The 25,152-nt window shown below is 65.0% G+C and carries 22 protein-coding genes and 2 pseudogenes; 6 read left to right on the top strand and 18 right to left on the bottom strand.

Translation table 11 applies throughout. The features are described 5' to 3' along the window. Positions 1 to 27: 27 nt before the first annotated feature. The 3 genes from LPZ50_RS06040 to LPZ50_RS06050 all read right to left on the bottom strand — a co-directional run bounded on the left by LPZ50_RS06040 (position 28) and on the right by LPZ50_RS06050 (position 2,687). Entirely contained in the window at positions 28 to 465 is a 438-nt protein-coding gene (locus tag LPZ50_RS06040; RefSeq protein WP_230658842.1) for a DUF4149 domain-containing protein, read from the bottom strand. A 32-nt stretch (positions 466 to 497) separates the two neighbouring features. Next, the gene (gene greA / locus LPZ50_RS06045; RefSeq protein ID WP_230658844.1) at positions 498 to 974 is read right to left on the bottom strand and encodes a transcription elongation factor GreA; all 477 of its coding nucleotides are present in this window, start codon (positions 972 to 974) and stop codon (positions 498 to 500) included. Between the two features lie 390 nt (positions 975 to 1,364). Then, positions 1,365 to 2,687, bottom strand: a complete 1,323-nt coding sequence (locus LPZ50_RS06050) for a solute carrier family 23 protein (protein WP_230658845.1) — start codon at positions 2,685 to 2,687, stop codon at positions 1,365 to 1,367. 147 nt (positions 2,688 to 2,834) lie between these two features. On the opposite strand from LPZ50_RS06050, the gene LPZ50_RS06055 reads away from it, so the two are divergent. Then, the gene (locus LPZ50_RS06055; RefSeq protein WP_230658847.1) at positions 2,835 to 3,479 is read left to right on the top strand and encodes a histidine phosphatase family protein; all 645 of its coding nucleotides are present in this window, start codon (positions 2,835 to 2,837) and stop codon (positions 3,477 to 3,479) included. 349 nt (positions 3,480 to 3,828) lie between these two features. Here the strand turns inward: LPZ50_RS06055 and LPZ50_RS06060 are convergent. The 3 genes and pseudogenes from LPZ50_RS06060 to LPZ50_RS06070 all read right to left on the bottom strand — a co-directional run. Further along, positions 3,829 to 4,095 (bottom strand): annotated as a pseudogene (locus LPZ50_RS06060) (helix-turn-helix domain-containing protein); the annotation flags it as partial. Positions 4,096 to 4,265: 170 nt separating this feature from the next. Next, positions 4,266 to 5,264 (bottom strand): Bug family tripartite tricarboxylate transporter substrate binding protein, encoded by a 999-nt coding sequence (locus LPZ50_RS06065; protein WP_230658849.1) that lies wholly within the window; start codon positions 5,262 to 5,264, stop codon positions 4,266 to 4,268. A gap of 31 nt (positions 5,265 to 5,295) precedes the next feature. Next, positions 5,296 to 6,927: an FAD-dependent monooxygenase gene (locus LPZ50_RS06070; RefSeq protein ID WP_230658851.1), complete on the bottom strand. Its 1,632-nt coding sequence runs from the start codon at positions 6,925 to 6,927 to the stop codon at positions 5,296 to 5,298. A gap of 98 nt (positions 6,928 to 7,025) precedes the next feature. On the opposite strand from LPZ50_RS06070, the gene LPZ50_RS06075 reads away from it, so the two are divergent. Further along, positions 7,026 to 7,973, top strand: coding sequence for a LysR family transcriptional regulator (locus LPZ50_RS06075; protein ID WP_230658853.1), 948 nt, complete (start codon positions 7,026 to 7,028; stop codon positions 7,971 to 7,973). On the opposite strand, the gene LPZ50_RS06080 is transcribed toward LPZ50_RS06075, so the two are convergent. Next, complete coding sequence (locus LPZ50_RS06080) at positions 7,908 to 9,221, bottom strand: citrate/2-methylcitrate synthase (RefSeq protein ID WP_230658855.1); 1,314 nt, start codon at positions 9,219 to 9,221, stop codon at positions 7,908 to 7,910. The two genes, LPZ50_RS06075 and LPZ50_RS06080, sit on opposite strands and share 66 nt — an antisense overlap. Positions 9,222 to 9,337: 116 nt before the next feature. On the opposite strand from LPZ50_RS06080, the gene LPZ50_RS06085 reads away from it, so the two are divergent. The 3 genes from LPZ50_RS06085 to LPZ50_RS06095 are packed head-to-tail and all read left to right on the top strand — an operon-like array spanning position 9,338 to position 12,028. Beyond that, complete coding sequence (locus LPZ50_RS06085; protein WP_230658857.1) at positions 9,338 to 10,474, top strand: aromatic ring-hydroxylating oxygenase subunit alpha; 1,137 nt, start codon at positions 9,338 to 9,340, stop codon at positions 10,472 to 10,474. A 2-nt stretch (positions 10,475 to 10,476) separates the two neighbouring features. Then, on the top strand, positions 10,477 to 10,803 hold the full coding sequence (locus LPZ50_RS06090; protein WP_230658859.1) for a non-heme iron oxygenase ferredoxin subunit: 327 nt from the start codon (positions 10,477 to 10,479) through the stop codon (positions 10,801 to 10,803). A 13-nt stretch (positions 10,804 to 10,816) separates the two neighbouring features. Then, a complete protein-coding gene (locus LPZ50_RS06095) occupies positions 10,817 to 12,028 on the top strand; it encodes an NAD(P)/FAD-dependent oxidoreductase (protein WP_230658862.1) in 1,212 nt (403 codons plus the stop codon). A 472-nt stretch (positions 12,029 to 12,500) separates the two neighbouring features. Here LPZ50_RS06095 and LPZ50_RS06100 read toward each other — a convergent pair whose 3' ends face one another. The 3 genes from LPZ50_RS06100 to carA all read right to left on the bottom strand — a co-directional run bounded on the left by LPZ50_RS06100 (position 12,501) and on the right by carA (position 17,750). After that, positions 12,501 to 13,259, bottom strand: a complete 759-nt coding sequence (locus LPZ50_RS06100) for an SDR family oxidoreductase (protein WP_230658864.1) — start codon at positions 13,257 to 13,259, stop codon at positions 12,501 to 12,503. 80 nt (positions 13,260 to 13,339) lie between these two features. Beyond that, positions 13,340 to 16,585, bottom strand: coding sequence for a carbamoyl-phosphate synthase large subunit (gene carB / locus LPZ50_RS06105; RefSeq protein ID WP_230658868.1), 3,246 nt, complete (start codon positions 16,583 to 16,585; stop codon positions 13,340 to 13,342). A 10-nt stretch (positions 16,586 to 16,595) separates the two neighbouring features. Next, positions 16,596 to 17,750, bottom strand: a complete 1,155-nt coding sequence (carA, locus tag LPZ50_RS06110; RefSeq protein ID WP_230658871.1) for a glutamine-hydrolyzing carbamoyl-phosphate synthase small subunit — start codon at positions 17,748 to 17,750, stop codon at positions 16,596 to 16,598. A gap of 178 nt (positions 17,751 to 17,928) precedes the next feature. Between carA and tal the strand changes: the two genes are divergently transcribed. Next, positions 17,929 to 18,888: a transaldolase gene (gene tal / locus LPZ50_RS06115; RefSeq protein ID WP_230658875.1), complete on the top strand. Its 960-nt coding sequence runs from the start codon at positions 17,929 to 17,931 to the stop codon at positions 18,886 to 18,888. Between the two features lie 232 nt (positions 18,889 to 19,120). On the opposite strand, the gene LPZ50_RS06120 is transcribed toward tal, so the two are convergent. The 8 genes and pseudogenes from LPZ50_RS06120 to LPZ50_RS06155 form a co-directional block, all read right to left on the bottom strand. Beyond that, on the bottom strand, positions 19,121 to 19,648 hold the full coding sequence (locus tag LPZ50_RS06120) for a carboxymuconolactone decarboxylase family protein (RefSeq protein WP_230658878.1): 528 nt from the start codon (positions 19,646 to 19,648) through the stop codon (positions 19,121 to 19,123). Between the two features lie 46 nt (positions 19,649 to 19,694). Then, positions 19,695 to 20,477 carry an ABC transporter permease gene (locus LPZ50_RS06125; RefSeq protein WP_230658880.1) on the bottom strand — a complete coding sequence of 261 codons (783 nt, stop codon included), beginning with the start codon at positions 20,475 to 20,477 and terminating at the stop codon, positions 19,695 to 19,697. 6 nt (positions 20,478 to 20,483) lie between these two features. Beyond that, positions 20,484 to 21,293, bottom strand: coding sequence for an ABC transporter ATP-binding protein (locus LPZ50_RS06130; protein WP_230658882.1), 810 nt, complete (start codon positions 21,291 to 21,293; stop codon positions 20,484 to 20,486). Then, positions 21,286 to 22,326, bottom strand: coding sequence for an ABC transporter substrate-binding protein (locus LPZ50_RS06135; protein ID WP_230658884.1), 1,041 nt, complete (start codon positions 22,324 to 22,326; stop codon positions 21,286 to 21,288). Before LPZ50_RS06135 ends, LPZ50_RS06130 begins: the two co-directional genes overlap by 8 nt. Before the next feature lie 87 nt (positions 22,327 to 22,413). Then, a complete protein-coding gene (locus tag LPZ50_RS06140) occupies positions 22,414 to 23,676 on the bottom strand; it encodes a CaiB/BaiF CoA transferase family protein (RefSeq protein ID WP_230658886.1) in 1,263 nt (420 codons plus the stop codon). Positions 23,677 to 23,710: 34 nt separating this feature from the next. Beyond that, positions 23,711 to 24,319 (bottom strand): recombination mediator RecR, encoded by a 609-nt coding sequence (gene recR / locus LPZ50_RS06145; RefSeq protein WP_230658888.1) that lies wholly within the window; start codon positions 24,317 to 24,319, stop codon positions 23,711 to 23,713. A 22-nt stretch (positions 24,320 to 24,341) separates the two neighbouring features. Next, positions 24,342 to 24,668, bottom strand: a complete 327-nt coding sequence (locus LPZ50_RS06150) for a YbaB/EbfC family nucleoid-associated protein (protein ID WP_230658890.1) — start codon at positions 24,666 to 24,668, stop codon at positions 24,342 to 24,344. Between the two features lie 60 nt (positions 24,669 to 24,728). Continuing rightward, a pseudogene (locus tag LPZ50_RS06155) lies at positions 24,729 to 25,046 on the bottom strand (DNA polymerase III subunit gamma/tau); the annotation flags it as partial. Between the last annotated feature and the right edge of the window lie 106 nt (positions 25,047 to 25,152).

Below are 25,152 nucleotides of genomic sequence, written 5' to 3' on the forward strand. Positions count from 1 at the left end.
CCTGCGGGCCGGCGCGCGCAGTGGCGCTCAGCGCACGGCGGCCACCAGCCGCAGGGCCGCCAGGGCCACCAAGAAGTAAATCACACTGGAAGCAGTGTGCAACAGGCCGGGGTCGGCCCATGCCGGCACCGCCTGCCCGGCCGCCATCATGGCGCGGCCGTAATCCATCAGGGTTTTCACCCCGAAATACCCGATGCCTGTGCCCACCGCCATCAGCAAGACGGTGCGGCGCCCGGGGCCCTGCAACGCCTGGCCACGGGCCAGGCGGTCGAGAATCAGCATAATTACCGCGCCCCCCAGCCCGCTGATGGCGAGCACCCGGAACAAACGAGAGACGACCTCGGCCGCGTCGGCGGCATCCAGCAAGGAAAACGAGGTGGGCGCGACCAGCGCGCCGATGCTCCATAGCGCGCCACACCACAGGGCCGCGATCAGGCGGACCAGGATACGGGCCAGGTTGGGCATCGTCAGTGTTCCCGGGGGGCGGCGGCGTCAGTTCAAATGTAACGGACGCCGAGCACTTCGTACTCGCGTACGCCGGACGGGGCCTTGACTTCGACCACGTCGCCTTCGGACTTGCCGATCAGGGCGCGAGCCACGGGGCTGGACACCGAGATCAGGTTGGACTTGATGTCGGCTTCGACGTCGCCCACGATCTGGTAGGACAGGCGGTCGCCGGAATCCAGGTCTTCGATGTCGACCGTGGCGCCGAATACGGCGCGGCCCTCGGCGTCGAGCGCGGCGGGGTCGATGATGTGGGCGTTGGAGAGCGTGCCTTCGAGCTCGGAGATGCGGCCCTCGATGAAGCCCTGGCGTTCGCGGGCGGCGTCGTACTCGGCATTTTCCGACAGATCGCCCTGGGCGCGGGCTTCGGCAATGGCATTGATCACCGCGGGCCGTTCAACGGTTTTCAGCCGATGCAATTCGGCTTGCAAGCGCTCGGCCCCGCGCGCGGTCAAAGGAATGGCAGACATGTCGTTTCCCAAACAAAAAGTAGAAAACGCCCCGAATGGAGCGTTTCGGTGAAAGGTCGCAGTCAGGCTTGTGGCCTGCGCCGCATCAGCGGGACAAGCCGGTGTAACGGGCGGAAGGTCGATCGGGCGGGATGATGCCGGACCCGATATCAGTGGTTCCCGACCATCCGCTCTGATCGGCCTGCGCGCGTGACGTGGGCAAGGCTGCGACCAAAACAAAACCCCGGCTCGGGTCGGAACCGGGGCAAGCAAGGTCTCATTGTGGTCAAAATCGGAAGGAATTGCAAGCCGTTCAGGAAACCGTCATTTCGGGCCAGTTAGGCGCAGTAAAGTGCACAAAGGCGAAGTTTTGAAAACAGGGACAGCGGGATGCGCGAAGCACCGCCGGCGCTAGACGACCCGGCGCCCGCTGTGCTGCAGCAAGGCATACAGGATGATGGCCCCGAAGGTGGCGGTACCTATGCCGCCCAGCGTGAAGTCGCCCAGCTTCAGCGTGAAATCGCCCGCGCCCATGACCAGGGTGACGGCGGCGACGATGAGGTTGCGGTTATCGGTGAAATCTACCTGGTTGACCACCCAGATGCGGGCGCCGGCCACGGCGATGAGGCCGAACACCACCACCGACATGCCGCCCAGCACGGGGCCAGGAATGGTCTGGATCAGGGCGCCGAACTTGGGCGAGAACCCAAGCACGATGGCGATGACCGCCGCCACCACGAAGACCAGCGAGGAATAGATGCGGGTGACGGCCATGACGCCGATGTTCTCGGCATAGGTGGTGACGCCCGTGCCGCCCACGGCGCCCGACACCATGGTGGCGACGCCGTCGCCCACGAAGGCGCGGCCCATGTAGCGGTCGAGATTCTGGCCGGTCATGGCGCTGACGGCCTTGATGTGGCCCAGGTTCTCGGCCACCAGGATGATGGCCACGGGCACGATCAGGCCCATGGCTTCGGCCTGGAATACCGGCGCGGCGAATTGCGGCAGCCCTATCCAGGCGGCCGCGGCCACGCCGGAAAAGTCGATGGGCTTGCCCAGGCCCAGGCCGTTGGCGCAAACCGCGTAGATGACGCAGGCCAGCAGCATGCCCACCAGGATGAGCAGGCGCTGCACCATGCCGCGCGTGTACACGGCGATGCCGCCCACGCACAGAATGGTGACAATAGCCATGGTGGCATCGAAATCGGACGCGCCCATGGCCCCCTTGGCGGCGATGGGGGCCAGATTCAGGCCGATGACGGCCACCACCGCGCCCGTGACCACCGGCGGCATCAGCGCCTCGATCCAGTTGGCGCCCTTGCCGCCCCGCGCGTTGGCGTACCAGACCACCAGGCCGATCAGGGTGTAGGCCAGGCCGCAGGCAATGATGGCGCCCAATGCCACTCCGATGTTGACGTTGGGGCCGGCGCCGGCATAGCCGGTAACCGCCACCACCCCGCCGATGAAGGCAAAGCTGGAGCCCAGGTAGCTGGGCACGCGGCCGCCCACGAACAGGAAGAAAATCAGGGTGCCGATGCCGGACATCAGGATGGCCACGTTGGGGTCGAACCCCATGATCAACGGCGCCAGCACGGTGGAGCCGAACATGGCAACCACGTGCTGGGCGCCCATGGCAACGTTCTTGGGCCAGGACAGGCGTTCGTCGGGCGCGATAATGGCGCCCGGCGCGGTTTCGTCGGCCAGTTTCCAGCGCGGAAAATAAGAATTGGACATGGGATCCCCGGTTATCGGATGGGAATTATTGGATGGCGGGCGCAAGTGTAGGGGCGACTGGGCCGGCGGGCAATAAGGTGCAGCCCTCGCCACCCGGCATGGGCACGGGGCTGTTAAGCTCCCGGCTGCATTTCTGATGGAATTGGCATGACTGAGATCTGGTTCATACGCCACGGCGAAACTACCTGGAACGCCGAGCGCCGCCTGCAAGGCTGGAAGGACGCCCCGCTGAACGACTGGGGGCGCGAGCAGGCCGCGCTAGTGGCGGCGCGCGTGCGCGCGGCGGCGGCCACCGCGCCGTTCGCGGCCTTGTACAGCAGCGACCTGCAGCGCACGCAGGATACGGCCGCGCCGGTGGGCGGGCAATTGGACTTGCGGGTGCGCCTGGAGCCCGGCATCCGGGAACGCTGCTACGGGGTGCTGGAAGGCCTGGCCATGGACGAGCTCGACGAGAAGCAGCCGGAAGCGGCGGCGGCCTGGAAAAGCCGCGAGCCGCAGCGGCCCATCGAGGGCGGCGAGACGCTGGCGCAGTTCCATGCCCGCGTGGTTGCCACGGTAGAGGACATCGCCGCGCGGCATGAGGGCGAGCGGGTGCTGGCCGTGACACACGGCGGGGTGCTGGACATTATCTGGCGGCAGGCCTCGGGGGTGGGGCTGGAATTGCCCCGGCAGGCAGCGCTGCTGAATGCCAGCATCAACCGGGTCGGCGTGGCGGGACGAGGCTGGGAGGTGCTGGAATGGGGGAATGTGGGGCACCTGACGGCGGAGTCGGCCAGCGATATCGTGCCTTGAGGCGGGTGCCGGGCTTTCGGCCAGTTCGGGATTTGCTGGAGGCTGGCTAGGTTCTGAAGACGCCGCTGCCCAAGGGGCGGGGCCGTGCCCCTTGGACAGCGGCTCACAGTACTGTCAGGTGTCGGATGTTATCCAGGGCTAGCGCATTGACGTTTGCTTAATCGCGCACAGTCTCCGCTTTGCCGAATATTCCGCTCGGGCCGCATCGCCGGCGCGTGCCGGGCGAACCCTCGAGGCATGCCACTACTGTGAGTCCCTGGCGCGTGCGCGGGGGTGGCGGCGGCCGATTGGAGCGAGGGCAGCTCCCGCAGGGAGCCGAGGGCGCCTGGTCGCGCCCGAGCCACGTTGCCATGGACCGAGCGATCTCGCTCACTCCAACACCTTGGACCGAAAGCAATGCTATCTCCTCTCGCTCTGCAAACGACAAGTACCTACCGGATATGGGCTTCGACATGAAAAGTGGCATGCCGCCACGATAGCGGAACCAGCGCGCGCCCACCGCTGGGGATACGCCAACCGACTCTGCGGCTCTCTCGCTCGTGATACCGGTGGCGATTTTCTCCCAAAATCGACGCTCAATTTCATGTCCAAGCGACGGCGCACCTGGCGAGTGCATCGCGCCAACACGCCTGCACTCCGCGCTCGGTTATCTGTTGCCCAACGACTATGCCAAAAATCCAAGCGCCCAGTCTGACCCCCGCTTCTTGGCGTCCGCTCCAAGAGAGCAGGTTCAATCCCTACCCGTCAGCTGACGCCGTATGATGAGCCAAGTATCATTCCTGCGCATCAATCCGCGGACAGTTGGCGATCGTGGACAAGTTTGGACCAGCGCTCGGCATCGTGCTTGATCAGCGCTGCGAATTCCTGCGGTGTGCTGGATGCCGGCATTAGCCCCTGCGCTTCGAGACTGGTTTTCACCTCTGAATCGTGCATTGCCTCACGGATTGCCGTATTGACTTTCGCGATCACGGTAGCTGGCGTGCCCGCCGGGGCTGTCAGGCCGATCCACAGCGAAGAATCGAACCCAGGCACGCCGGCCGAATCTATCGTAGGGAGATCCGGCAATTGCGCCGAGGGCGCCGCGCTGCTGACAGCCAGCGCCTTGAGCTGTCCGGTCTTGACGAAGGGCATCAAGCTATTGGGAATGCCGAACATGACCTGCACCCGCCCAGCCGCCAAGTCGCTGACGGCCGGAACAGCACCCTTGTATGGCACATGTACGATGTCGACCCCGGTCATGGACTTGAACAGTTCGGCGCTTAAGTGATGCGGGGTGCCGACGCCCGCTGAAGCATAGCTGAGCTTGCCTGGGTTGGCTTTGGCGTAGGCAATGAGTTCCTGCACCGAGTTCACGGGCAATTCCGCGTTGACCGCCAGCAGTATCGGGCCGGTGGCTACCAGCGACACGGGCTGGAAATCTTTAATCGGGTCGTAGCCGACGCCAATCTTCTGGTAGACATAGGGGTTCATTGTCAAGAGATTGTTCGGCGTGATGAGGAACGTGTAGCCGTCCGCCGCCGAGCGCGCCACCAGTGCCGCGCCCAGATTGCCGCCCGCGCCTGCGCGGTTCTCGACAATAATGGGCACCCCCCAATCTGCAGACAGCTTCTGCGCCAGCACCCGGCCTACGACGTCGTTGCTGCCTCCCGCCGTGTAAGGAACCACAAACTTAATGGGCTTGTTCGGATAGGCCCCGTCTGCGGCCTGCGCAGCCGACAGGCAAAAGCTCGTGAAAAAGCTACAGGCGGCCGCTTGAATGAACCGTCGTTTATTAGACTGCATCATATCTCTCTCCTATTTCTTGGTATTTGTGCGGTCAGGCGGCGCCGCGTACAACATCGACAATATGGCGGGCGTCACCAGGCTTGTCGCCGCGCCATGCGATGTGCCCGTCGGGGCGCACCAGCACCAGCCTTGCTGCATAGATGCGAGCCGCCTCGAATTCGTCTCCCAATCTCGCTACTTCGAAAGGGATTTGCAGCGTAGTGGCGGCCGACAACATGGCGTGCACGTCTTCGGCGTTATCCTGGGCGAAATTGAGCAGTACGAACGATCTGCCGAACAGGTCCAGAATGGACTTGCCGTCTTTCAACCAGACGTGCGGAGCCCTGGCGCCGGGACGGGCATTCGGGACGTAGACCTTGAAGTCGTCTGGTACCGGCGCCGTGCCATCGGGAATGCAGATCGGCGATTCGTCGTACCGGTGCCCGATCTGCAGCCCCATGGATTCCCATTCGACGCGGGTCGAATCCCGTAGCCGCTTGCCCAGCGCCGCGCGGGTACGCTCGCCTTCGGGCGTTTCGTCGCACACCGCGCGCGGATCCGGCGTGTCCTGCCAGGCCTTGAAGTTCTGCGTCGAGAAACGGGTATTGCGCTGGGCGACGGGCCGGCGTTCGATGTCGTAGCTGCGCAATAACGCGGGGCCGCCCCAGCCTTCCAGCATGCCTTGCAGTTTCCAGCCCAGATCCAGCACTTCCTGTATGCCGGTATTCATGCCCATGCCGCCGGTGGGGGACATGGTGTGGGCGGAATCCCCGACAAGCAGCACGCGTCCATTGTCATAGCGGTCGGCCAGCATCTCGCTGCGCCGCCAGGGGGTTACCGATAGGATCTCGAATTCGGCTCCCGCTTCTTTGGGGCCGCCGAGCGCGCGGCGCACCCATGCGGCGGCATCGAACGACGACAGGTCCATTTTCTCGTGCGAACCCAGTACTGTCAGGCGCCAGATGTCGGCGCCGTCGACGACAGTGAGGTTGCCCCACATCCCCTCGGGCCCGACGAACATATAGCGTTCGGCCTGCCCCATGGGATGCGTGGCGGTTAAGCCAACGGCCTTTATCAGGATGTTGATCGAATAGCTCAACAGCCGACCCTGCATCGCGATGCCGGTCTGGTCCCTTACCTGGCTGGACGCGCCATCGCAGCCCAGCAAATACCGGGCTTGGAAACGCTTGGTGTGGCCGGTGCGCAGATCGAGCGCTTCGACATGCACCGATTCGTCGTCCTGTTCCAGTTGCAGGAAGCGATGCCCGAACAGGATGCTTGCCTGCGGGCTCGCCAATGCGGCGTCTGTCAGGATGGGCTGCAGCCATAGCTGCGGACAGCGTTGCTTCTTTTCGGGGGTCTCGGGAGGCGTGGAGCTGTCGCGCATGCTGGGGTAGGGTTCGCGATCCAGCAACAGGCCGTTCAGCGAGGTGCAGAATACCATCGACAAGTCGTAGTCTTCGGGAAAGCCGCAGGCCCGCACTTGCCGGGAAATCCCCCACATGCGAAAGGCTTCCATCGTGCGAATGGCCACCAGCCCGGTGCGAGGGTGCTCGATGGTGCCGTCGCCCTGTTCCAGCAGCACGGAACGCACTCCGCGCCGAGCCAGGTCTATGCTCATTGCCAGGCCGATCGGCCCGCCTCCCACAATAAGAACTGGGACCTCGACAACTGCTTCCGACATGAATCTTCACCTTCAAGGGAGTTTGTGCATGGCGAGCATGGTCGTGCCAGGCGGCATATATGGTCAAATAAATGATTGAAGGTTGTTGAATTCATACCATGAATATAAAGAACTTCGATCTGAACCTGCTGCGCGTGTTTGTCGTGGTGTACCGGCTGCGCAGTGTCTCGCACGCGGCCAATGCCATAGGGTTGACGCAGCCCGCCATGAGCAATGCGCTGCGCAGGCTGCGTGAGCAGTGCAACGATCCGCTGTTTACCCGGTCGGGCCGGACCATGGAACCCACCACCCTGGCCCACAATCTCTTTGCCCCGCTCGAGGCGGCATTGGCCGGTATCGAAACCTGTTTCGCGCACGTGGCCGATTTCCGGCCCAAATCGAGCAACCGGACCTTTCGCTTGCTGATGTCCGATGTGGGCGAGATGGTCGTGCTGCCGCGTTTGATGCTTGCCTTGTCGTCGGCAGCGCCCGGCGTCAGTATCGAGGCGTCGCGCCTGCCTTACGCCGAATACGCACCCGCCTTGCGCAGCGGCGAGGCGGATCTGGCCATTGGCAATATCGGCTTTCTGCACACTGGCTTCTATCAGCAGCATTTGTTCGACGATCGATATCTGTGCATTGCCCGCAAGGGGCATCCCGGGTTGAGGGGAAAACTGACGCTAGCGCGTTACCTTTCCCTGGGGCACGTGGTGTCGACCGCGGGCAGTACCGACACCCTGGTGGAAGAAGCCCTGCTGGGCCGCAAGCAGCAGCGCGACGTCAAGCTGACGGTCACGCATTACCAGCGTTGCGCGGCGATCGTCATGCAGTCGGACTTGATCGCAACCGTGCCGGGTAACGCAGTCGTGGGCATGGACAGGCTTGAGACCTACGAGCTGCCCTTCAAGATGCCCCAGGCGCGCGTGCGCCAGTTCTGGCATCGGCGCGCCCACACCGACGCCGCCCACAAATGGCTGCGCCAGCTGATCGCCGGGCTGATCCTAGATGGGCGGGGCCGGCCGCGTGCCCATGTAGCGGGCCCGCGGACGCAGCATCACGCCAGATAGCCGTTGTTCAGCCGCATGCGCCACCCATCCGGCCGTGCGGCCGACGCAGTGCAGATAGACGGCCGCGCTTGTGGGCAGGCCCAACACCTGGCACAGGATGACCAGTGCGCCGAACAGGTTGGGATAGGTTCCTGCCTGCTGATGGATGGCGTCGACGAGCCGCAGCAGGCGCGCCTTGGCGGCGTCGTTGCCCGGCAGGTCGCGGACCATTCCAAGCAGCAGTTCGGCGCGCGGGTCGCGGTCGTACAGGGGATGGCCGAAACAGGGCACGCCGGCGTGGGCCGCCGACCGGTTGTCGTCGGCCAGCCCGTCCGCCAGATACTGCCCCAGGTCCATCATGCCGCCGGCCTGCATGGGGCCGGCCTGGGCCATCAGCGCCGAAGCGACGCACGCATGGACGTCCACGCCGGTCGAGGAAGCGATGCGTGCGCAGAATGTGGGCGCCGCCAGTTCGTTGTCGATACTGAGCACCAGAGCCGCGTTCATGATGGCCAGCCGCTCGTCGTGGCCCGGCCCTTCGGATAGGCCTAAGCCGCGCAATAGCCGCTGCGCCACGAATTCTTCCTGCCCCGCGGGCTGGTAGGAACGAGCCGGTCCGAAATACCCGGATGCGGCGGCGAAGGTGCTGATCAGCCGCACGCCGCTCATGCGGACATCGCCCCGGCCGGCGGTGTCTTCGGCGGTTTCCAGGGTGCTGAGATGCAGGGCCGCCATGGCCAGGAGCCGGATGGGGGAGAAGTCGCGCTGGTCGTTGTGCGAGACCAGCCTGTGCACCGCCTGGGCCGCATCGTCTGGAATCGGCGGCCACGGCCGGTCACGCCCGGGCGGCAACCCGCCCCAAAGCAGGTCGGCCGCATATTCGAGCGAACGCCCCTCGCGCGCCAGCGTGGTGGCCAGGTGCCCGCGATAGTGCGGCCCCGCGGGGCTGATGTCGCAGATCCAGGTTTGCACGACGGGCTCGCCGTAGCGCAGCGCCTGGGCCACGGGCGTGCCGCCGGCCTTGGTTCCGGCGCGCGTGCTCAGTTTCTCGAGATCGGATTTGCGGTACAGGCTGGTTCGCTTGCCGGGTTCGGGCAGCGTCTTGATCAAGCCGCGGCTGACATAGGTGTAGAGCGACTCCTTCTTGATGCCCAGCATAGCCAGGGCTTCGTCGCGGCGCACGTAGTCGACGTCGTTGACGCGCCGGCCGGTGTCGCCCGGGGGATGCGGCGCAGTGTCGTTGGGCGAAGGGTCGTGCGAATCGGTCACAGGCTTGGCTCCGGGAAGGGTGCTCCTAGTTTATATCGATTTTATAGTCGATCTATACATCGATCGATGTCGATCATAAACTTCGTCTTCATGATTCAACTCCAGGGAGACACCCCATGCAAACCGCTGCCATCCAACTGCGCGAGCTTTCTCCGCGCTTCGATAAGACACGGGAAAGCCTGTTGCGCGCCCGCCACCTGCCTGGCGGCGTGTACAGTTCCGCGGACATCTACGCCATGGAAAAAGAACGCATATTCATGACTCACTGGCTGTCGGTCGGGCGGGTCGAAGAAATTCCCAGTGTCGGCGACTACATGACGTTCAGTGTCATGAACGAGCCCATTCTCATTTCACGACCTTCCGAGAACGAGATACAGGTTTGTATGAACATGTGCCTGCACCGCGGCGTGGCGGTGGCGAGCGGCTGCGGGCATGCGAAGGATTTCAGTTGTCCTTATCACGCCTGGCTGTTCGATGTGGGGGGCAAGCTGATCGCCGCGCCCGGCATGAAGGAATCCGAAGTCGATATGAGCGGAGCCAGGCTCAAGCCCTTGCCCGTGAAGATCTGGCGCGGATGGATTTTCACCAATTTTGCCGAGCAACCGCCATCGTTCGAGGACTACATCGCTCCCTACGAGAAAAGCCTGTGGTGGTTTCAGTCGGGCGAGTGCAAGCTGGCCGACAAGGTCGAGATCGACGTCAAGTGCAACTGGAAATTCCTGGTCGAGAACCTGATCGACATCTATCACGTGGGCGTAATCCACAAGAGCACGTTCGGCGGCTTTGTCAAAGGCGAGAAACTGAAGTTCCAGCTGGAGAAAGACGGTGGCTGGCACACGCAATACGAGGCCCGGCCGCATTCCAAGGGCGGTACGCAGGTGTTTCCCACCTTGCCTTGGGCGCAAGACAAGTCCTCGGGCATCGCGTGCAAGGCCGGTATCTATCCGAACCTGAATCTGTCGATGCGGTCGGACAGCCTGCGTATGTGGCACGTATGGCCGATTTCCCCCAATGAAACGCGCGTGATCTGCTACCTGCTGTTTCCGCCAGAGGCCTTTTCCATTCCCCGGTACGAAGAAGAGCTGGCGAATTATCGGGCCTTCGTCAGGCAGATCATTGCCGAAGATGCCGTCATGGTCGAATCGTTGCAGAACGCCGCCGGTTCCAAGTTCTTCCAGCCCGGCCCCATGGCGCCGTTGGAAGAGGCGCTTCACCACATGGAAAACCACTACATCGACCTTATGGCGAGGTAAGCGTGGCAACAGAAGAATGGGTCCGGGCCGCCGGCTATGACGACGTGCCCGAGGAAGACACGCTAGGTACGGAGATTGGCGGCGTGCCGGTATGCCTGTACAAACTGGACGGCGAGATATACGCCACCGACAACAAGTGCACGCACGGCGATGCGGACCTGTCAGACGGATTGATACAGGACGGCTGCGAGATCGAATGCCCCTTGCATGAAGGCCGGTTCGACATTCGCAGCGGCAAGGCGGTCAGCCCCCCTTGCAGCGACGATCTGCGGTCCTATCCCGCCCGGGTGGAAGAGGGCGTCATCTATATCAAAGTCGTGCATGCATAAGGATGCCGGACCTATGAAGACCGTTATCGTCGGCGCCGGGCAGGCGGGCGCCTGGGTGGCGCGCACATTGCGGCAGCATGCGCCCGAGGCGCAGATCGTGCTGGTGGGGCAAGAGCCGCATCCGCCGTACGAGCGTCCGCCCTTGTCCAAAGGGGTGATGTCCGGCGCGCAGTCCGAGCCGCCCTGCCTGCTGCCTGTCCAGCAGGCAGGCGAACTGGGCATACGGCTCGAGTTGGGCACCCGGGCCGTCGCCATCGACCGCGCCCGCCGCCAGGTCCTGCTGGAACAGGGGCCGCCGCTGGCCTATGACACGCTGGTGCTGGCCACCGGGGGCGCCGCGCGCCAGCCGAATATACCGGGCGGTAGCCTGCCGGGCGTGCATACCCTCCGTTCGCTTGACGATGCGGTCCGGTTGCGCGGCGCATTGCAGCCGGGCCGCCGGCTGCTGGTGGTGGGCGGTGGATGGATAGGCCTCGAAGTGGCGGCGACGGCGCGTTTGCTTGGCCTGCAGGTCTGCCTGATCGAGGGCGGATCACGGCTTTGCGCCCGGTCGGTGCCGGCGGACATCTCGAATTTCCTGCTGGACCTGCACCGGCGTCATGGGGTGGACGTACAACTAAAGGGCGCCGTCATTGCGATCGAACCGGCGGCGGACGACGGCGCGCTGCGGGTGCGCACCCACCGGGGCGTCGAGCTGGCCGATGTCGTCGTATTTGGCATCGGACTGAAGCCCAATACCGAACTGGCGGTAGCCTGCGGCCTGCAGGTCGAGAATGGCATCGTGGTCGATGCCCGCGGGCAGACGTCCGATCCCGCGATCTACGCGGTGGGCGATGTGGCCAATCAGCCGTGCGGCTGGCCGGGAGCGCAGTTGCGCCTGCGGCTGGAATCCTGGGCCAACGCGCAGGGCCAGGGCATTGCCGTGGGCGCGGCCCTGGCGGGAAAACCCGCTGTACCGCAGGACCTGCCCTGGTTCTGGTCGGATCAGTATGACGTCAATTTACAAGTACTGGGCATCCCCTCGGAGGCCGGCCTTCGGGTCGTGCGAGGTTCGATGCGGGAGGCGAAATTTTGCGTGTTCCAAATCGTCGAGGAGACCCTGCACTCGGTTGTCGCCGTGAATATGGCGAAAGAACTGAAACTGGCCAAGCGTTGGCACAAGCAAGGAAGATGCCCTTCGACTGCCGAATTGCAAAACCCGGATACGAGACTGGAACGGATATAGCTGTGGAAGGCTACATTTAATCAAGCGCATTCAACTATTTGTAGTGCTGACGAGCTAAGTCTCGGCCGCGACAGGAGTTGAGCGACTCGACCGGCCCGGCCCCTTGGACAACGGCTTACAGTGCGGCAAGGCGCGAGAGGTTATTCAGGCGTGGCGCATGGATGCTTGCCGATGCGCCCATGATCCTTCGCCCTGCTACATGGTCTTCGCCCCGCTTCATACCCCGCTCGGGCCGCATAGCCCGCGCGCGCAAGGAAAACCTGCGAGACATGCCACTACTGTGAGTCCCTGGCGCGTGCGCAGGGGTGGCGGCGGCCGATTGGAGCGAGGGCAGCTCCCGCAGGGAGCCGAGGGCGCCTGGTCGCGCCCGAGCCGAGCGACTCGGCCGGCGCCACCCCTGCGCACGCGCCAGGGACGGCTCAATAGAAATAGAAACAGGCCTCCAAGACCCGCGATAAATAAAATCGCCAGCCTACAAACGCGGCTTGCGAGGCGCCTTCCGGAACGCCCGGTCGTATACGGCATTGGGCAACAAGCGCAGCAACTTCGCCACCAGGCCCATTTGCCACGGAATCACCGTATACGACGTGCCGCGCGCAATCGCCGCCTGGGCGCGCACGGCAAAGGCGTCCGCTTCCATCAGGAACGGCATGGCATAGGGATTGTGCGCGGTCATGGCCGTCTTGATATAGCCCGGCGCGATGGTAACCACCCCTACGCCCGCGCCCGCCAGTTCCACACGCAGGCTTTCGCAATAGCTGATCACCGCCGACTTCGAGGCACTGTAGGCCCCTGCTCCGGGCAGGCCGCGTATGCCGGCCACGCTGGCGATACCCACCAGCCGTCCGGCCCCGGCCTGGCGCATGGGGTCGATGAACGGTTCGAAGGTGGCCACGGTTGCCAGCACATTGGTATCGACAATGGCCTTGAACACATCGAAATCGGCCGTGTGTTCCGTCAACGTGCCGGCGCTGATGCCCGCGCTGGCAATGACCACGTCCACCCTGCCCTGGCACACGCCGATGAAATCATGCGCGGCCGCGTGCAGCGCGGCGCGGTCGCGCACGTCCAGGGCATAGCAATGGTGCGTGCCGGGCAACTCATCGGCCAGGGCCCGCAGGGTTTCGCCGCGGCGGGCCACCAGGCCCAGCCTGGCCCCCTGGCTGGCATAACGCTGCGCCAGGGCGCGGCCCAGGCCGCTGCTGGCGCCGGTGATGAAGACGTTCTGCATGGAAGCCGCCTGTCGGTCGCCGCGCCGCCTGAATGGCGGTGCGGCGGGGCGCCCTGGTGCAGGGCGCGCCGGTTTGCCGTTTAAGCCGCAGTTTGCAGCGAAGCGTGCAATTCCTGCAAAGGATAAACCTGCAGGCCCAGGCCTTGGCGCAGGTACTGCATGCCTTCGACCGCGGCGCGGGCGCCGGCGATGGTGGTGAAGAACGTGACACGGCCGGCCAGCGCCTGCGTGCGGATGGTGCGCGAGTCGGCAATGGCGTTGCGGCGTTCTTCGACGGTGTTGATCACCAGCGAGATCTCGCCGTTCTTGACCATGTCGACCACGTGCGGGCGGCCCTCGGTAACCTTGTTGACCACCTGCACGGGAATGCCGGACGCCTCGATCTGCGCGGCCGTGCCGCGCGTGGCCACCAGCTTGAAGCCCAGGTTGTGCAGGCCGCGCGCCACTTCCACGGCGCGGGGCTTGTCCTGGTCTTTCACGCTGATGAAGGCAGTGCCGTTTTCAGGCAGGCGCACGCCGGCAGCCAGTTGCGACTTGACGAAGGCTTCGCCGAAGCTGGTGCCCACGCCCATGACTTCGCCCGTGGACTTCATTTCCGGGCCCAGGATGGTGTCGACCCCGGGGAACTTCACGAAAGGGAAGACGGCTTCCTTCACCGAGAAGTAAGGCGGCACCACTTCGCGGGTAACGCCCTGGTCGGCCAGGGTGCGGCCGGCCATGGCGCGCGCGGCGATCTTGGCCAGCTGCAGGCCGGTGGCCTTGGACACGTACGGCACCGTGCGCGAGGCGCGCGGATTCACTTCCAGCACGTAGACGTCGCCACCCTGGATGGCGAACTGCACGTTCATCAGCCCGTTGACGTTCAGGGCACGGGCCATCATGGCGGTCTGGCGCTTGATTTCGGCGATGGCTTCGGCCGACAGCGAATACGGCGGCAGGCTGCAGGCCGAGTCGCCCGAGTGCACGCCAGCCTGCTCGATGTGTTCCATGACGCCGCCGATGAACACGGTGTCGCCGTCGGACAGGCAGTCGACGTCGACTTCGGTGGCGTTGTTCAGGAAGCGGTCGAGCAGTACCGGGGAATCGTTGCTGACCTTCACGGCCTCGCGCATGTAGCGTTCGAGGTCTTGCTGTTCGTGCACGATTTCCATGGCGCGGCCGCCCAGCACGTAGCTGGGGCGCACGACCAGCGGGTAGCCGATGTCGGCGGCGTGCGCCAGGGCCTCGCCTTCGGTGCGCGCGGTGCGGTTGGGCGGCTGGCGCAAGCCCAGCTTGTTCAGCAGCTTCTGGAAGCGTTCGCGGTCTTCGGCGATGTCGATGGATTCGGGGCTGGTGCCGATGATGGGCACGCCGTTGGCTTCCAGGGCGCGCGCCAGCTTCAGCGGGGTTTGGCCGCCGTACTGCACGATCATGCCCACCGGGTTTTCCTTGTGGACGATTTCCAGCACGTCTTCGAGCGTGAGCGGCTCGAAGTACAGGCGGTCGGATGTGTCGTAGTCGGTGGAGACGGTTTCCGGGTTGCAGTTGACCATGATGGTCTCGTAGCCGTCTTCGCGTAGCGCCAGGGCCGCATGCACGCAGCAGTAGTCGAACTCGATGCCCTGGCCGATGCGGTTGGGACCGCCGCCCAGCACGATGATTTTCTTGCGGTCGGAGGGCTGGGCCTCGCACTCGTCTTCGTACGTGGAGTACATGTAGGCGGTGCGGGTGGCGAATTCGGCCGCGCAGGTATCCACGCGCTTGTACACCGGACGCACGTTGAGTTGATGGCGCAGCTTGCGGATCTCGGATTCGGAAGAATCGAGCAGGAACGCCAGGCGGCGGTCGGAAAAGCCCATGCGCTTGAGCTGCCACAGGGTGGCGTAGTCGAAGTCGGCCAGGGTTTTCTGTTCGAGCGCGAGTTCGATGTCGACGATTTCCTTGATTTGCGCCAGGAACCAGGGGTCGATGCGCGTGATGGTATGCACTTCGTCGAGCGAGAAACCTTGCGCGAAGGCATCGCCCACGTACCAGATGCGCTCGGGGCCGGGTTCGCCCAGCTCGACCTGCAGCTTTTCGCGGTCGGTGGTTTTCTGGTTCAGGCCGTCCACGCCCACTTCCAGGCCGCGCAGGGCCTTCTGGAAGGATTCCTTGAAGGTGCGGCCGATGGCCATGACTTCGCCCACCGATTTCATCTGCGTGGTAAGGCGGGAATCGGCCTGCGGGAATTTCTCGAACGCGAAGCGCGGCACCTTGGTGACCACGTAGTCGATGGACGGCTCGAACGAGGCCGGGGTGGCGCCGCCGGTGATCTCGTTGCGCAGTTCGTCGAGCGTGTAGCCCACGGCCAGGCGCGCGGCGACCTTGGCAATGGGAAAGCCCGTGGCCTTGGATGCCAGCGCCGACGAACGCGACACGCGCGGGTTCATTTCGATGACGATCATGCGGCCGTTGTCGGGGTTGACGGCGAACTGCACGTTCGAACCGCCGGTGTCGACGCCGATTTCACGCAGCACCGCGATGGAGGCGTTGCGCATGATCTGGTATTCCTTGTCGGTCAGCGTCTGGGCTGGCGCGACAGTGATGGAATCGCCGGTATGGACGCCCATGGGGTCCAGGTTTTCGATGGAGCAGACGATGATGCAGTTGTCGGCCTTGTCGCGCACGACTTCCATCTCGAATTCTTTCCAGCCCAGCAGGGATTCTTCGATGAGCAATTCGCTGGTGGGCGAGGCTTCGAGGCCGCGGCGGCAGATGGTTTCGAATTCTTCGGCGTTATAGGCGATGCCGCCGCCCGAGCCGCCCATGGTGAAGCTGGGGCGGATGACCGCCGGGAAGCCCGAAGTGCCGGTTTCGGCGGCAATGCGGCGCTGCACGTCCCAGGCTTCGTCCATGTTGTGGGCCACGCCCGACTTGGCGGATTCCAGGCCGATGTCGGTCATGGCCTGCTTGAACTTCTGGCGGTCTTCGGCCTTTTCGATGGCATGCTCGTTGGCGCCGATGAGTTCGACGTTGTGCTTGGCCAGCACGCCGTGGTGCGCCAGGTCGAGCGCGCAATTCAGCGCGGTTTGCCCGCCCATGGTGGGCAGCAGCGCATCGGGTTTTTCCCGCTCGATGATTTTCTCGACCGCCTGCCAGGTGATGGGCTCGATGTAGGTGACATCGGCCGTTTCCGGGTCGGTCATGATGGTGGCCGGATTGCTGTTCACCAGGATGGTGCGGTAGCCCTCGGCCTTGAGCGCCTTGCACGCCTGCGCGCCGGAATAGTCGAATTCGCAGGCCTGCCCGATGATGATGGGGCCGGCGCCGATGATGAGGATGCTTTTTAGGTCTGTACGCTTGGGCATGATGCGATATTTATTTCTGGCCGGCCATCAGGCTGATGAATTTGTCGAACAGCACGATGATGTCGTGGGGGCCCGGGCTGGCTTCGGGGTGGCCCTGGAAGCAGAAGGCCGGGCGGTCGGTGAGTTCGAAGCCCTGCAGCGTGCCGTCGAACAGCGACACGTGGGTGGCGCGCGCATTGGCGGGCAGCGACGCGGCGTCGACGCCGAAGCCGTGGTTCTGGCTGGTGATGAACACGCGCCTGGATTCGAGGTCTTGCACGGGGTGGTTGGCGCCGTGGTGGCCGGTTTTCATCTTGACCGTCTTGCCGCCCACGGCCAGGCCCATGATCTGGTGGCCCAGGCAGATGCCGAAGGTGGGCAGCTTGCGTTCCAGGAACACTCGCGTGGCGGCGATGGCGTAGTCGCAGGGTTCGGGGTCGCCCGGGCCGTTGGCCAGGAACACACCGTCGGGGTTGAGCTTCAGGACGTCTTCGGCGGGCGTCTGGGCCGGCACCAGGGTGATGCGGCAGCCGCGGTCGGCCATCAGGCGCAGGATGTTGAACTTGACGCCGAAGTCGTACGCCACCACGTGGAAGCGGCTTTGCTCGGGCGAGCCATAGCCCGCGCCCAGTTGCCAGGTGCCCTGCTTCCAGTCTTGCTGTTCTTTGATGGAGACGACCTTGGCCAGGTCTTGCCCGGACATGCCCGGGAAGCCGCGCGCCAGTTCGACGGCGCGTTCGGCATCGTCGCCCACCAGGATGCAGGCGCCCTGGGCCCCGCCATCGCGCAGGATGCGGGTGAGCTTGCGGGTATCGACGCCCGAGATGGCGACCACGCCCTGCGCGGCCAGGTATTCGGGCAGCGACTGGGTGGCGCGGAAATTGGAAACGCGCGGCGGGCAGTCGCGCACCACCAGGCCCGAAGCCAGCACGCGGGCGGCTTCGATGTCTTCGGTGTTGACACCCGTGTTGCCGATGTGCGGATAAGTAAGCGTTACGATCTGGCCGTTGTAGCTGGGATCGGTGAGGATTTCCTGGTAGCCGGTCATGGCGGTGTTGAACACCACCTCGGCGACCGTATGGCCCGGCGCGCCGATGGATACCCCCCGGAAAATGGTACCGTCCGCCAAAGCCAGAATTGCGGGAGGGAAGCTATTGGCACCCTCGGGAAAAAGTTGCGGCAGCACAGTAAACCCCGGTTTCAGAATCGATAATCAAACCTTCGAATTATACCCTGGAAGGGCTTTTTTCCCGGGGAACCGCGCCGAATAAGGCCCGGCGGCGGGTTTTTTGTGTCAAAAACCCCCTGGCCGTAGTGATACCCTAGCCTTTCCGTTCAACCCCGTGCCCTGTTGATCCGTCCCCATGTCCAGCCAGCTTGAATCCTTGCGCCGCCACACCACCGTTGTCGCCGACACGGGCGATTTCGAAGCCATGCGGGCGCTGCGCCCCACCGACGCCACCACCAACCCCTCGCTGATCCTGAAAGCGGTGCAGAAAGAGGCATACCGCCCCCTGCTCGACCAGGTGGTGCGCGACCATCGCGGCGCATCGGTGGCCGAGCTGACCGACCGCCTGCTGGTGGCATTCGGGCGCGAGATCCTGAATATTGTGCCGGGCCGCGTGTCTACCGAGGTCGACGCGCGCCTGTCGTTCGACACGCGCGCCACCGTCGAACGCGGCCGCGGCCTGATCGCGCTGTACGAAGCGGCGGGCGTGCCGCGCGAACGGGTGCTGATCAAGACGGCGTCCACCTGGGAAGGCATCCAGGCGGCTCGCGTGCTGCAGGCCGACGGCATACGCTGCAATCTGACCCTGCTGTTCTCGCTGCCCCAGGCGGTGGCCTGCGCGGATGCCGGCGTGCAATTGATTTCGCCCTTCGTGGGCCGCATCTACGACTGGTACAAGAAGGCGGCGGGGCCAAGCTGGGTGGAAGCCGACCGCGCCGGAGCGAACGACCCGGGCGTGCAATCGGTGACCGAGATCTACCGCTACTACAAGCACCACGGCATTGTCACGGAGATCATGGGCGCCAGCTTCCGCAATGCGGGGCAGATACGCGCGCTGTCGGGATGCGACCTGCTGACCATCAGCCCCGAATTGCTGGCGGAACTGGATGCCGCGCCGGGCGATGTGCCGGCCTGCCTGGTCCGCGACGCGGAAGCCGGCGGCGTGCCCGCGCGGCAAGAGGCCGGTGAGGTGTGGTTCCGCACCGAGCTGAACGCCAACGCCATGGCCACGGAAAAACTGGCTGAAGGCATCCGGCTGTTCTCGGCCGACGCGGTGAAGCTGGATGCCCTGCTGGGCGAGGCGCCGGCGCGGTGACAGGGGCGTCAGGCTCCCATGGCACTGGCTTGATGCCGGTATCGTGTTTGCCGGGCTGCTGCCTGGTGTCAGGCTTCCGAAGGGTGCCTGACACCGTACAACTGAGATAGCCTCTGCACATTTCGGTGTCTGGCACCCTGGCGGGAGCCAGCCACCCGGCGGCGTCCGTGAACACTCGCCACGCGGCCAAGGTAGCGCCAGGGAAGCCAGCCCCCGGCACGTCCGGCAATGCTCAGCGCTCGTCGTGCGAATGCACCTGCAGCGCTTCCAGGAAGCGCGACACCATGTTGTAGGCGGCCGCGGTGGCGGTGAGTTCAACCATCAGCTTGTCGGTGCCCATGGCCTGGCGGGCCGCGTCGAACACGGGCTGCGGCACCTGGATCTGGCGCGTCATGGCGTCGGTGTAGGCCAGCACCGCGCGTTCGCGTTCCGAGAACAGGCTGGACGATTCCCAGTTGTCCAGCGCGTCCAGTTGCGCCTGGGTCACCCCTTCGCGCAGGGCGATGGGGGCATGCTGGTCGGCTTCGTAGGGCGCGCCGTTCAGCCCCGCCACGCGCATGATGACCAGTTCGCGCAGGTCGCCCGGCAAGGTGCTGTGCTGGCGGATGGAAGTCAGGTAATTCAGCCAGCCGCCGGCCACGGCCGGGCTGTGCAGCAGCATCTGGTACAGGTGCAGCACACTGCCCCGTTCGGCGACGATGCGGTCGACCAGCGGCTTGGCTTCGGGATGGTTCAAATCGGCATACGAAAGACGCGCCATATCAAGCTCCGGTAAGGCGGCGGCCCGGAACACCGGGCCGCGTGATTCAGATTTTCTCGGTCTCGCCCGACTTGGGCTGCCATTTCATCAGGCGGCGTTCGCCCAGGCCCACCACATAATCGAGCAGCAGCGCAAAGGCGGTCAGCACCACAATGCCCGCGAACACCGTGTTGACGTCGAACGTGCCTTCGGCCTGCAGGATCAGATAGCCGACGCCGCTGGCCGAGCCCAGGTATTCGCCCACCACGGCCCCCACGAAGGCCAGGCCCACCGAGGTATGCAGGCTGGAAAACACCCAGCTGGTGGCCGACGGCAGGTATACATGGCGCAACAGTTGGCGGCGGCCCGCGCCCAGCATGCGCGCGTTGTCCAGCAAGGTGGGGCTGACTTCGCGCACGCCCTGGTACACGTTGAAGAACACGATGAAGAACACCAGCGTGACGGCCAGCGCCACCTTGGACCAGATGCCCAGGCCGAACCACATGCCGAAGATGGGCGCCAGGATGACGCGCGGCATGGAGTTCGCCGCCTTGATGTAGGGATCGAGAATGGCGCTGGCGGTGGACGACAGCCCCAGCCACAGGCCAAAGCCCAGGCCGCTGACGGTGCCGATGAAAAACGCCAGCACGGTCTCGGCCAGCGTCACCCACAGATGGCGGTAGATATCGCCGTTGGTGACGAACCACGCCCAGACGCGGCCCCACACTTCCAGAGGCTGGCCGAAGAAAAAGGCGACTTTGGGGTCGAGCGACACCACATACCAGATCACGAGAATTGCCACCAGCAGCAGCAATTGCCAGAAACGCAGTAGGGCCTTGGAGTTTTTCATATCGGATCAGGCTCGCTTTTGCTGGGCATAGCCCTTGAGGACTTCTTCACGCAGCACGCCCCAGATCGCCGCGTGCAGTTCGACGAAACGCGGATGCGTGCGCACTTCGGCCACGTCGCGCGGACGAGGCAGGTCGATGGCGAATTCGCCGATGGGGTGCGTGCCCGGCCCGGCCGACAGCACCACTACGCGGTCGCTCATGGCGATGGCTTCGTCCAGGTCGTGCGTGATGAACAGCACCGCCTTGCGCTTGGCCATCCAGAGTTCCAGCACTTCGTTTTCCATCAGCTGGCGCGTCTGGATGTCGAGCGCCGAGAACGGCTCGTCCATCAGGATGATGTCGGGATCGCGGATTAGCGTTTGCGCCAGCATGGTGCGCTTGCGCATGCCGCCCGACATCTGGTGCGGATAGCGTTCCTCGAACCCGCCCAGGCCGACGCGGCGCATCCATTCACGCCCGCGCTCGAGCGATTCGGCGCGCGGCAGCCCGGCGAATTCCAGGCCGGCAATGACATTTTCCAGGGCGCTGCGCCACGGCAGCAGGGCCTCGCCCTGGAACATGTAGCCCGCGCGCGCATTGACGCCCTGCAACGGCTGGCCGAACACAGTCACCCGGCCCGCCGAGGGCGACAGCAGGCCGGCGCCCACGTTCAGCAGCGTGGATTTGCCGCAGCCCGTGGGGCCGACCACCGAGACGAACTCGCCCGGCGCAATCGACAGATCGGTGTCCTTGACGGCGGTGTAGCGCTTGCCCCCGTCGTCGCGGGACACAAAAGTGCAGGTGATATTTTCGAGCTTGAGTGCGGCTTCAGCCATTGGGGTACTTCTCGTTGGCACGGCGGCTGAACTCGTTGGTCCAGGCCTTGGCGGGATCGATCTTGGACGCGTCGAAGCCCTTCACGTAGGCGGCCAGGGCCTTGGTGGCGGTGGCCGCGCCGTCTTCGGGAATGACGCCATCCGGCGACAAGCCTTCCATGCTCTTGCCGATGGCGGCCTTGTACACGGCCGGATCGCCCAGCAGGTACTGGGTGGGCACGGCCTTGGCGATTTCTTCGGGGCCGGCCTGCTGGATCCATTTGTTGGCCCGCACGATGGCGTTGGTCAGGGCCTGGACGGTATTGGGGTTGGCGTCGATGAAGTCCTGGGGCGCGTACAGGCTGCCCGCGGGCATGTTGCCGCCGAAGATTTCCTTGGTGTCTTTCAGGGTGCGGGTGTCGACGATGACCTGGATATCGCCCGGCATGTCCAGCATGGACACCACCGGGTCAGTGTTGGAAATGGCGTCGATCTGGCCGCTGCGCAGCGCGGTGACCGCCCCGGCGCCGGCGCCCACACCGATGATGGACACGTCGCTGTCCTTCAGGCCGTGCTTGGACAGGAAGAAGCTGACCACCATGTTGGTGGACGACCCCGGCGCAGTCACGCCGATTTTCTTGCCCTTCAGGTCGGCCGGGCCTTTGTAGTCGGGCACGTTCTTCTTCGACACGCCCACGCCTATCATGGGCGCGCGGCCCTGCAGCACGAAGGCGCGGTAGTGCTGGCCCTTGGACTGCATGTGCAGAGTGTGTTCGAAGGCGCCCGACACGACGTCGGCGCTGCCGCCCACCACGGCCTGCAGGGCCTTGGAACCGCCCGCGAAATCCGCAATATTGACGTCCAGGCCTTCGTCCTTGAAGAAACCCTTGACCTCGGCAATGGTGAGCGGCAGGTAGTAAATGAGCGCCTTGCCGCCCACGGCGATCTGCACGCTTTTCTTTTCGAGCTTCTGCGCCCGCGCGATGGCCGGCGCCACGCTCACGGCGCCGGCCACACCGGCCAGCTTGAGCAACTCACGACGAGTGACTGACATTGAAGGTCTCCTTTGCCGCGGAGCGGCCTGTGTCTGCGGCGGCCTGGCTGGCCGTCATCTTGGCATTATGAAATCGCAGCGGGCGCGTCAGGCGGCGGGCGGAACGCCAATGGCGCCGCTTTCGGCCAGTTCTGCGATTGCCGCAGCATCATACCCCAGCGATTTCAGGACTTCTTCGGTATGTTCCCCTAGCCGCGGACCCAGCCAGCGCGTGCCGCCCGGCGTTTCCGACAGCCGCGGCACCACGGCGGGCAGCTTGACCGGGGCCCCATCGGGAAAGCGGTGCTGCTCGATCATGCCGCGCGCGATGAACTGCGGGTCGGCGAACATGTCGGCCACGCTATAGATTTTGCCCACCGGCACATCGGCGCCGCGCAGGATGTCCAGCGCCTGGTCGATGGTGCGCGTGTCACACCATCGCTGGATGGCCCCGTCGATCTCGTCGGCCCGGCGGGCGCGGCCGTCGTTGCGCGCCAACTGCGGGTCGCTGGCCAGGTCGTTACGGCCGATGGCGCGCATCAGGCGGTTGAAAATAGCATCGCCATTGCCGGCGATGACCACGTTCTGGCCGTCGCGGGTGGTGTAGGTATTGGACGGCACGATGCCCGGCAGGGCCCCGCCGGTGCGTTCGCGCACCACGCCGGCCACGTCGTACTCGGGCACCATGCTTTCCATCAGGTTGAACACCGATTCGTACAGGGCCACGTCCACCATCTGCCCCTGCCCGGCCACACATGCGTCGCCCGCCTTGCCGTTCCAGCGGCCGCCGGTGGCATCGCGGTGGCGCAGCGCCATCATGGCGCCGATGACGGCATGCAGGGCGGCGATGGAATCGCCCACCGAGATGCCCACGCGCACGGGCGGCCGGTCGGGGTGGCCCGACACGTAGCGCAGCCCGCCCATGGATTCGGCGATGGCGCCGAAGCCGGGAGCGTCGCGCATGGGGCCGGTCTGGCCATACCCGGACAGGCGCACCATGATGAGGGCGGGATTGGCCTGGCGCAGTTGCTCGTACCCCAGATCCCATTTTTCCAGTACGCCAGGGCGATAGTTCTCGATCACGATGTCGGCGTCCAGCGCCAGGCGGCGCGCAATATCGCGGCCGCGCCGGTCTTTCAGGTTCAGCGCGATAGACTGCTTGTTGCGGGCCTGCACCGTCCACCACAGTGAATTGCCCTCGTGCAGGTGGCGCCAGCTGCGAATGGGGTCGCCGCCCCCCGTGCCGTCGGGCCCGTGCGGGGTTTCCACCTTGATGACGCTGGCGCCGAACTCGCCCAGCATGCGGGCCGCGAACGGCCCGGCGATGAGAGTACCCAATTCCAGGACTTTCACGCCCTTCAGCGCGGACATGGCGGTCTCCTTTACTGCGGCGCGGATGCCGCGCTTATGCGGACTTGCGTTCCATCAGCGCCCAGGCGATGGTGCCCGCATCGACGTATTCAAGTTCGCCGCCGGCCGGCACGCCACGGGCCAGGCGCGTGATCTTGAGCCCCTTGCCGGCCAGCACTTCGCCCAGGAAGTGGGCCGTGGTCTCGCCTTCGGCGGTGAAGTTGGTGGCCAGGATCACTTCCTGCACCACGCCGTCGGTGGCGCGGTCGATCAGGCGCTGGAAGTCGAGTTCGCGCGGGCCTATGCCCTCCAGCGGCGCCACGCGGCCCATCAGCACGTAATACAGGCCCCGGTAGCCGTGGCTGGCCTCGATCATGTTCTGGTCGGCCGGGGTTTCCACGATGCACAGCAGCGACGGATCGCGCTTGGGATTGGCGCAGGTGGCGCAGATGTCTTCTTCGGTGAAGCTGTTGCAGCGCGCGCAATGGCGCAGGTTCTGCACCGCCCCCGACAGGGCGCGGCCCAGCATGTCGGCGCCCTGCAGGTCGTGCTGCAGCAAGTGGTAGGCCATGCGCCGGGCCGAACGCACGCCCACGCCGGGCAGGCGGCGCAAGGCCTCGATCAGGGAGACCAGCGGTTCGGGCTCGGGCAGTTGGGGATCCATGACGGCGGCAGCGGAAACCGGATCAGAACGGCAGCTTCATACCCGGAGGCAGGGGCATGCCGGCGGTAACGTCGGCCATTTTCTCTTGCGCCGTGGATTCGGCCTTGCGCAGGGCGTCGTTGAACGCGGCGGCCACCAAATCTTCGAGCATGTCTTTGTCGTCGGCCAGCAGGCTGGGATCGATGGCGACGCGCTTGACGTCGTGGCGGCAGGTCATGGTCACCTTGACCAGGCCGCCGCCCGACTCGCCTTCGACAACGATGTCGGCCAGCGCATCCTGGGCCTTTTTCATGTTTTCCTGCATCTGCTGGGCCTGGCGCATCAGGCCGGCAAGTTGTCCTTTCATCATGATGGAAGCTTCCTTGAACGAGGGAAAATTTCGGAGAATTGCGCCGGCCGCCCCACGCCGCTAGGCGGCGGGGTCGACGGCGCGTACGGAACCGGGAATGACGCGGCCGCCGAAATCGGCTTTCAGCGCCAGTACGAAGGGGTCGGCCTGGACGGCATCTTCGGCCGCCTGCTGGCGGGCAGCGCGCTCGATCTGGGCCACGGCGTGCGCGGTGCCGTCGCCGGTGGCGCCGACTTCGATTTCCAGCCGCAGGCCCTGTCCGAAGTGTTCGCACAGCACGGTTTGCAGGCGGACGCGGCTTTCGCTTTCGGCCAGGGTCTTGACGGCCACGCGCAGCACGACGGCGTCGCCCTGCACTCCGGCCCATTCGCTTTGGCGCGGCCCGTGTTTCCAGGTCGGGGGTATCGATCATGGGGGCAGGCCTTAGCAGGCGGGGCGGGCGTTGCCGGCCAGGCCCATTTGGTCGAAGATGGCGCGCGTCAGC

Source organism: Bordetella petrii (assembly GCF_020991325.1).
Lineage (GTDB): Bacteria > Pseudomonadota > Gammaproteobacteria > Burkholderiales > Burkholderiaceae_B > Bordetella_A > Bordetella_A petrii_E.

Excerpts from the sequence above, each read along its gene's own strand:
- LPZ50_RS06135 (WP_230658884.1), bottom strand. The coding sequence starts at position 22,326 with ATGTCAGTCACTCGTCGTGAGTTGCTCAAGCTGGCCGGTGTGGCCGGC.
- LPZ50_RS06055 (WP_230658847.1), top strand. The coding sequence starts at position 2,835 with ATGACTGAGATCTGGTTCATACGCCACGGCGAAACTACCTGGAACGCC.
- LPZ50_RS06085 (WP_230658857.1), top strand. The coding sequence starts at position 9,338 with ATGCAAACCGCTGCCATCCAACTGCGCGAGCTTTCTCCGCGCTTCGAT.
- LPZ50_RS06130 (WP_230658882.1), bottom strand. The coding sequence starts at position 21,293 with ATGGCTGAAGCCGCACTCAAGCTCGAAAATATCACCTGCACTTTTGTG.
- LPZ50_RS06065 (WP_230658849.1), bottom strand. The coding sequence starts at position 5,264 with ATGATGCAGTCTAATAAACGACGGTTCATTCAAGCGGCCGCCTGTAGC.
- LPZ50_RS06150 (WP_230658890.1), bottom strand. The coding sequence starts at position 24,668 with ATGATGAAAGGACAACTTGCCGGCCTGATGCGCCAGGCCCAGCAGATG.
- greA (WP_230658844.1), bottom strand. The coding sequence starts at position 974 with ATGTCTGCCATTCCTTTGACCGCGCGCGGGGCCGAGCGCTTGCAAGCC.
- LPZ50_RS06100 (WP_230658864.1), bottom strand. The coding sequence starts at position 13,259 with ATGCAGAACGTCTTCATCACCGGCGCCAGCAGCGGCCTGGGCCGCGCC.
- LPZ50_RS06075 (WP_230658853.1), top strand. The coding sequence starts at position 7,026 with ATGAATATAAAGAACTTCGATCTGAACCTGCTGCGCGTGTTTGTCGTG.
- carB (WP_230658868.1), bottom strand. The coding sequence starts at position 16,585 with ATGCCCAAGCGTACAGACCTAAAAAGCATCCTCATCATCGGCGCCGGC.
- LPZ50_RS06125 (WP_230658880.1), bottom strand. The coding sequence starts at position 20,477 with ATGAAAAACTCCAAGGCCCTACTGCGTTTCTGGCAATTGCTGCTGCTG.
- tal (WP_230658875.1), top strand. The coding sequence starts at position 17,929 with ATGTCCAGCCAGCTTGAATCCTTGCGCCGCCACACCACCGTTGTCGCC.
- LPZ50_RS06140 (WP_230658886.1), bottom strand. The coding sequence starts at position 23,676 with ATGTCCGCGCTGAAGGGCGTGAAAGTCCTGGAATTGGGTACTCTCATC.
- LPZ50_RS06050 (WP_230658845.1), bottom strand. The coding sequence starts at position 2,687 with ATGTCCAATTCTTATTTTCCGCGCTGGAAACTGGCCGACGAAACCGCG.
- LPZ50_RS06040 (WP_230658842.1), bottom strand. The coding sequence starts at position 465 with ATGCCCAACCTGGCCCGTATCCTGGTCCGCCTGATCGCGGCCCTGTGG.
- LPZ50_RS06070 (WP_230658851.1), bottom strand. The coding sequence starts at position 6,927 with ATGTCGGAAGCAGTTGTCGAGGTCCCAGTTCTTATTGTGGGAGGCGGG.
- recR (WP_230658888.1), bottom strand. The coding sequence starts at position 24,319 with ATGGATCCCCAACTGCCCGAGCCCGAACCGCTGGTCTCCCTGATCGAG.
- LPZ50_RS06120 (WP_230658878.1), bottom strand. The coding sequence starts at position 19,648 with ATGGCGCGTCTTTCGTATGCCGATTTGAACCATCCCGAAGCCAAGCCG.
- LPZ50_RS06095 (WP_230658862.1), top strand. The coding sequence starts at position 10,817 with ATGAAGACCGTTATCGTCGGCGCCGGGCAGGCGGGCGCCTGGGTGGCG.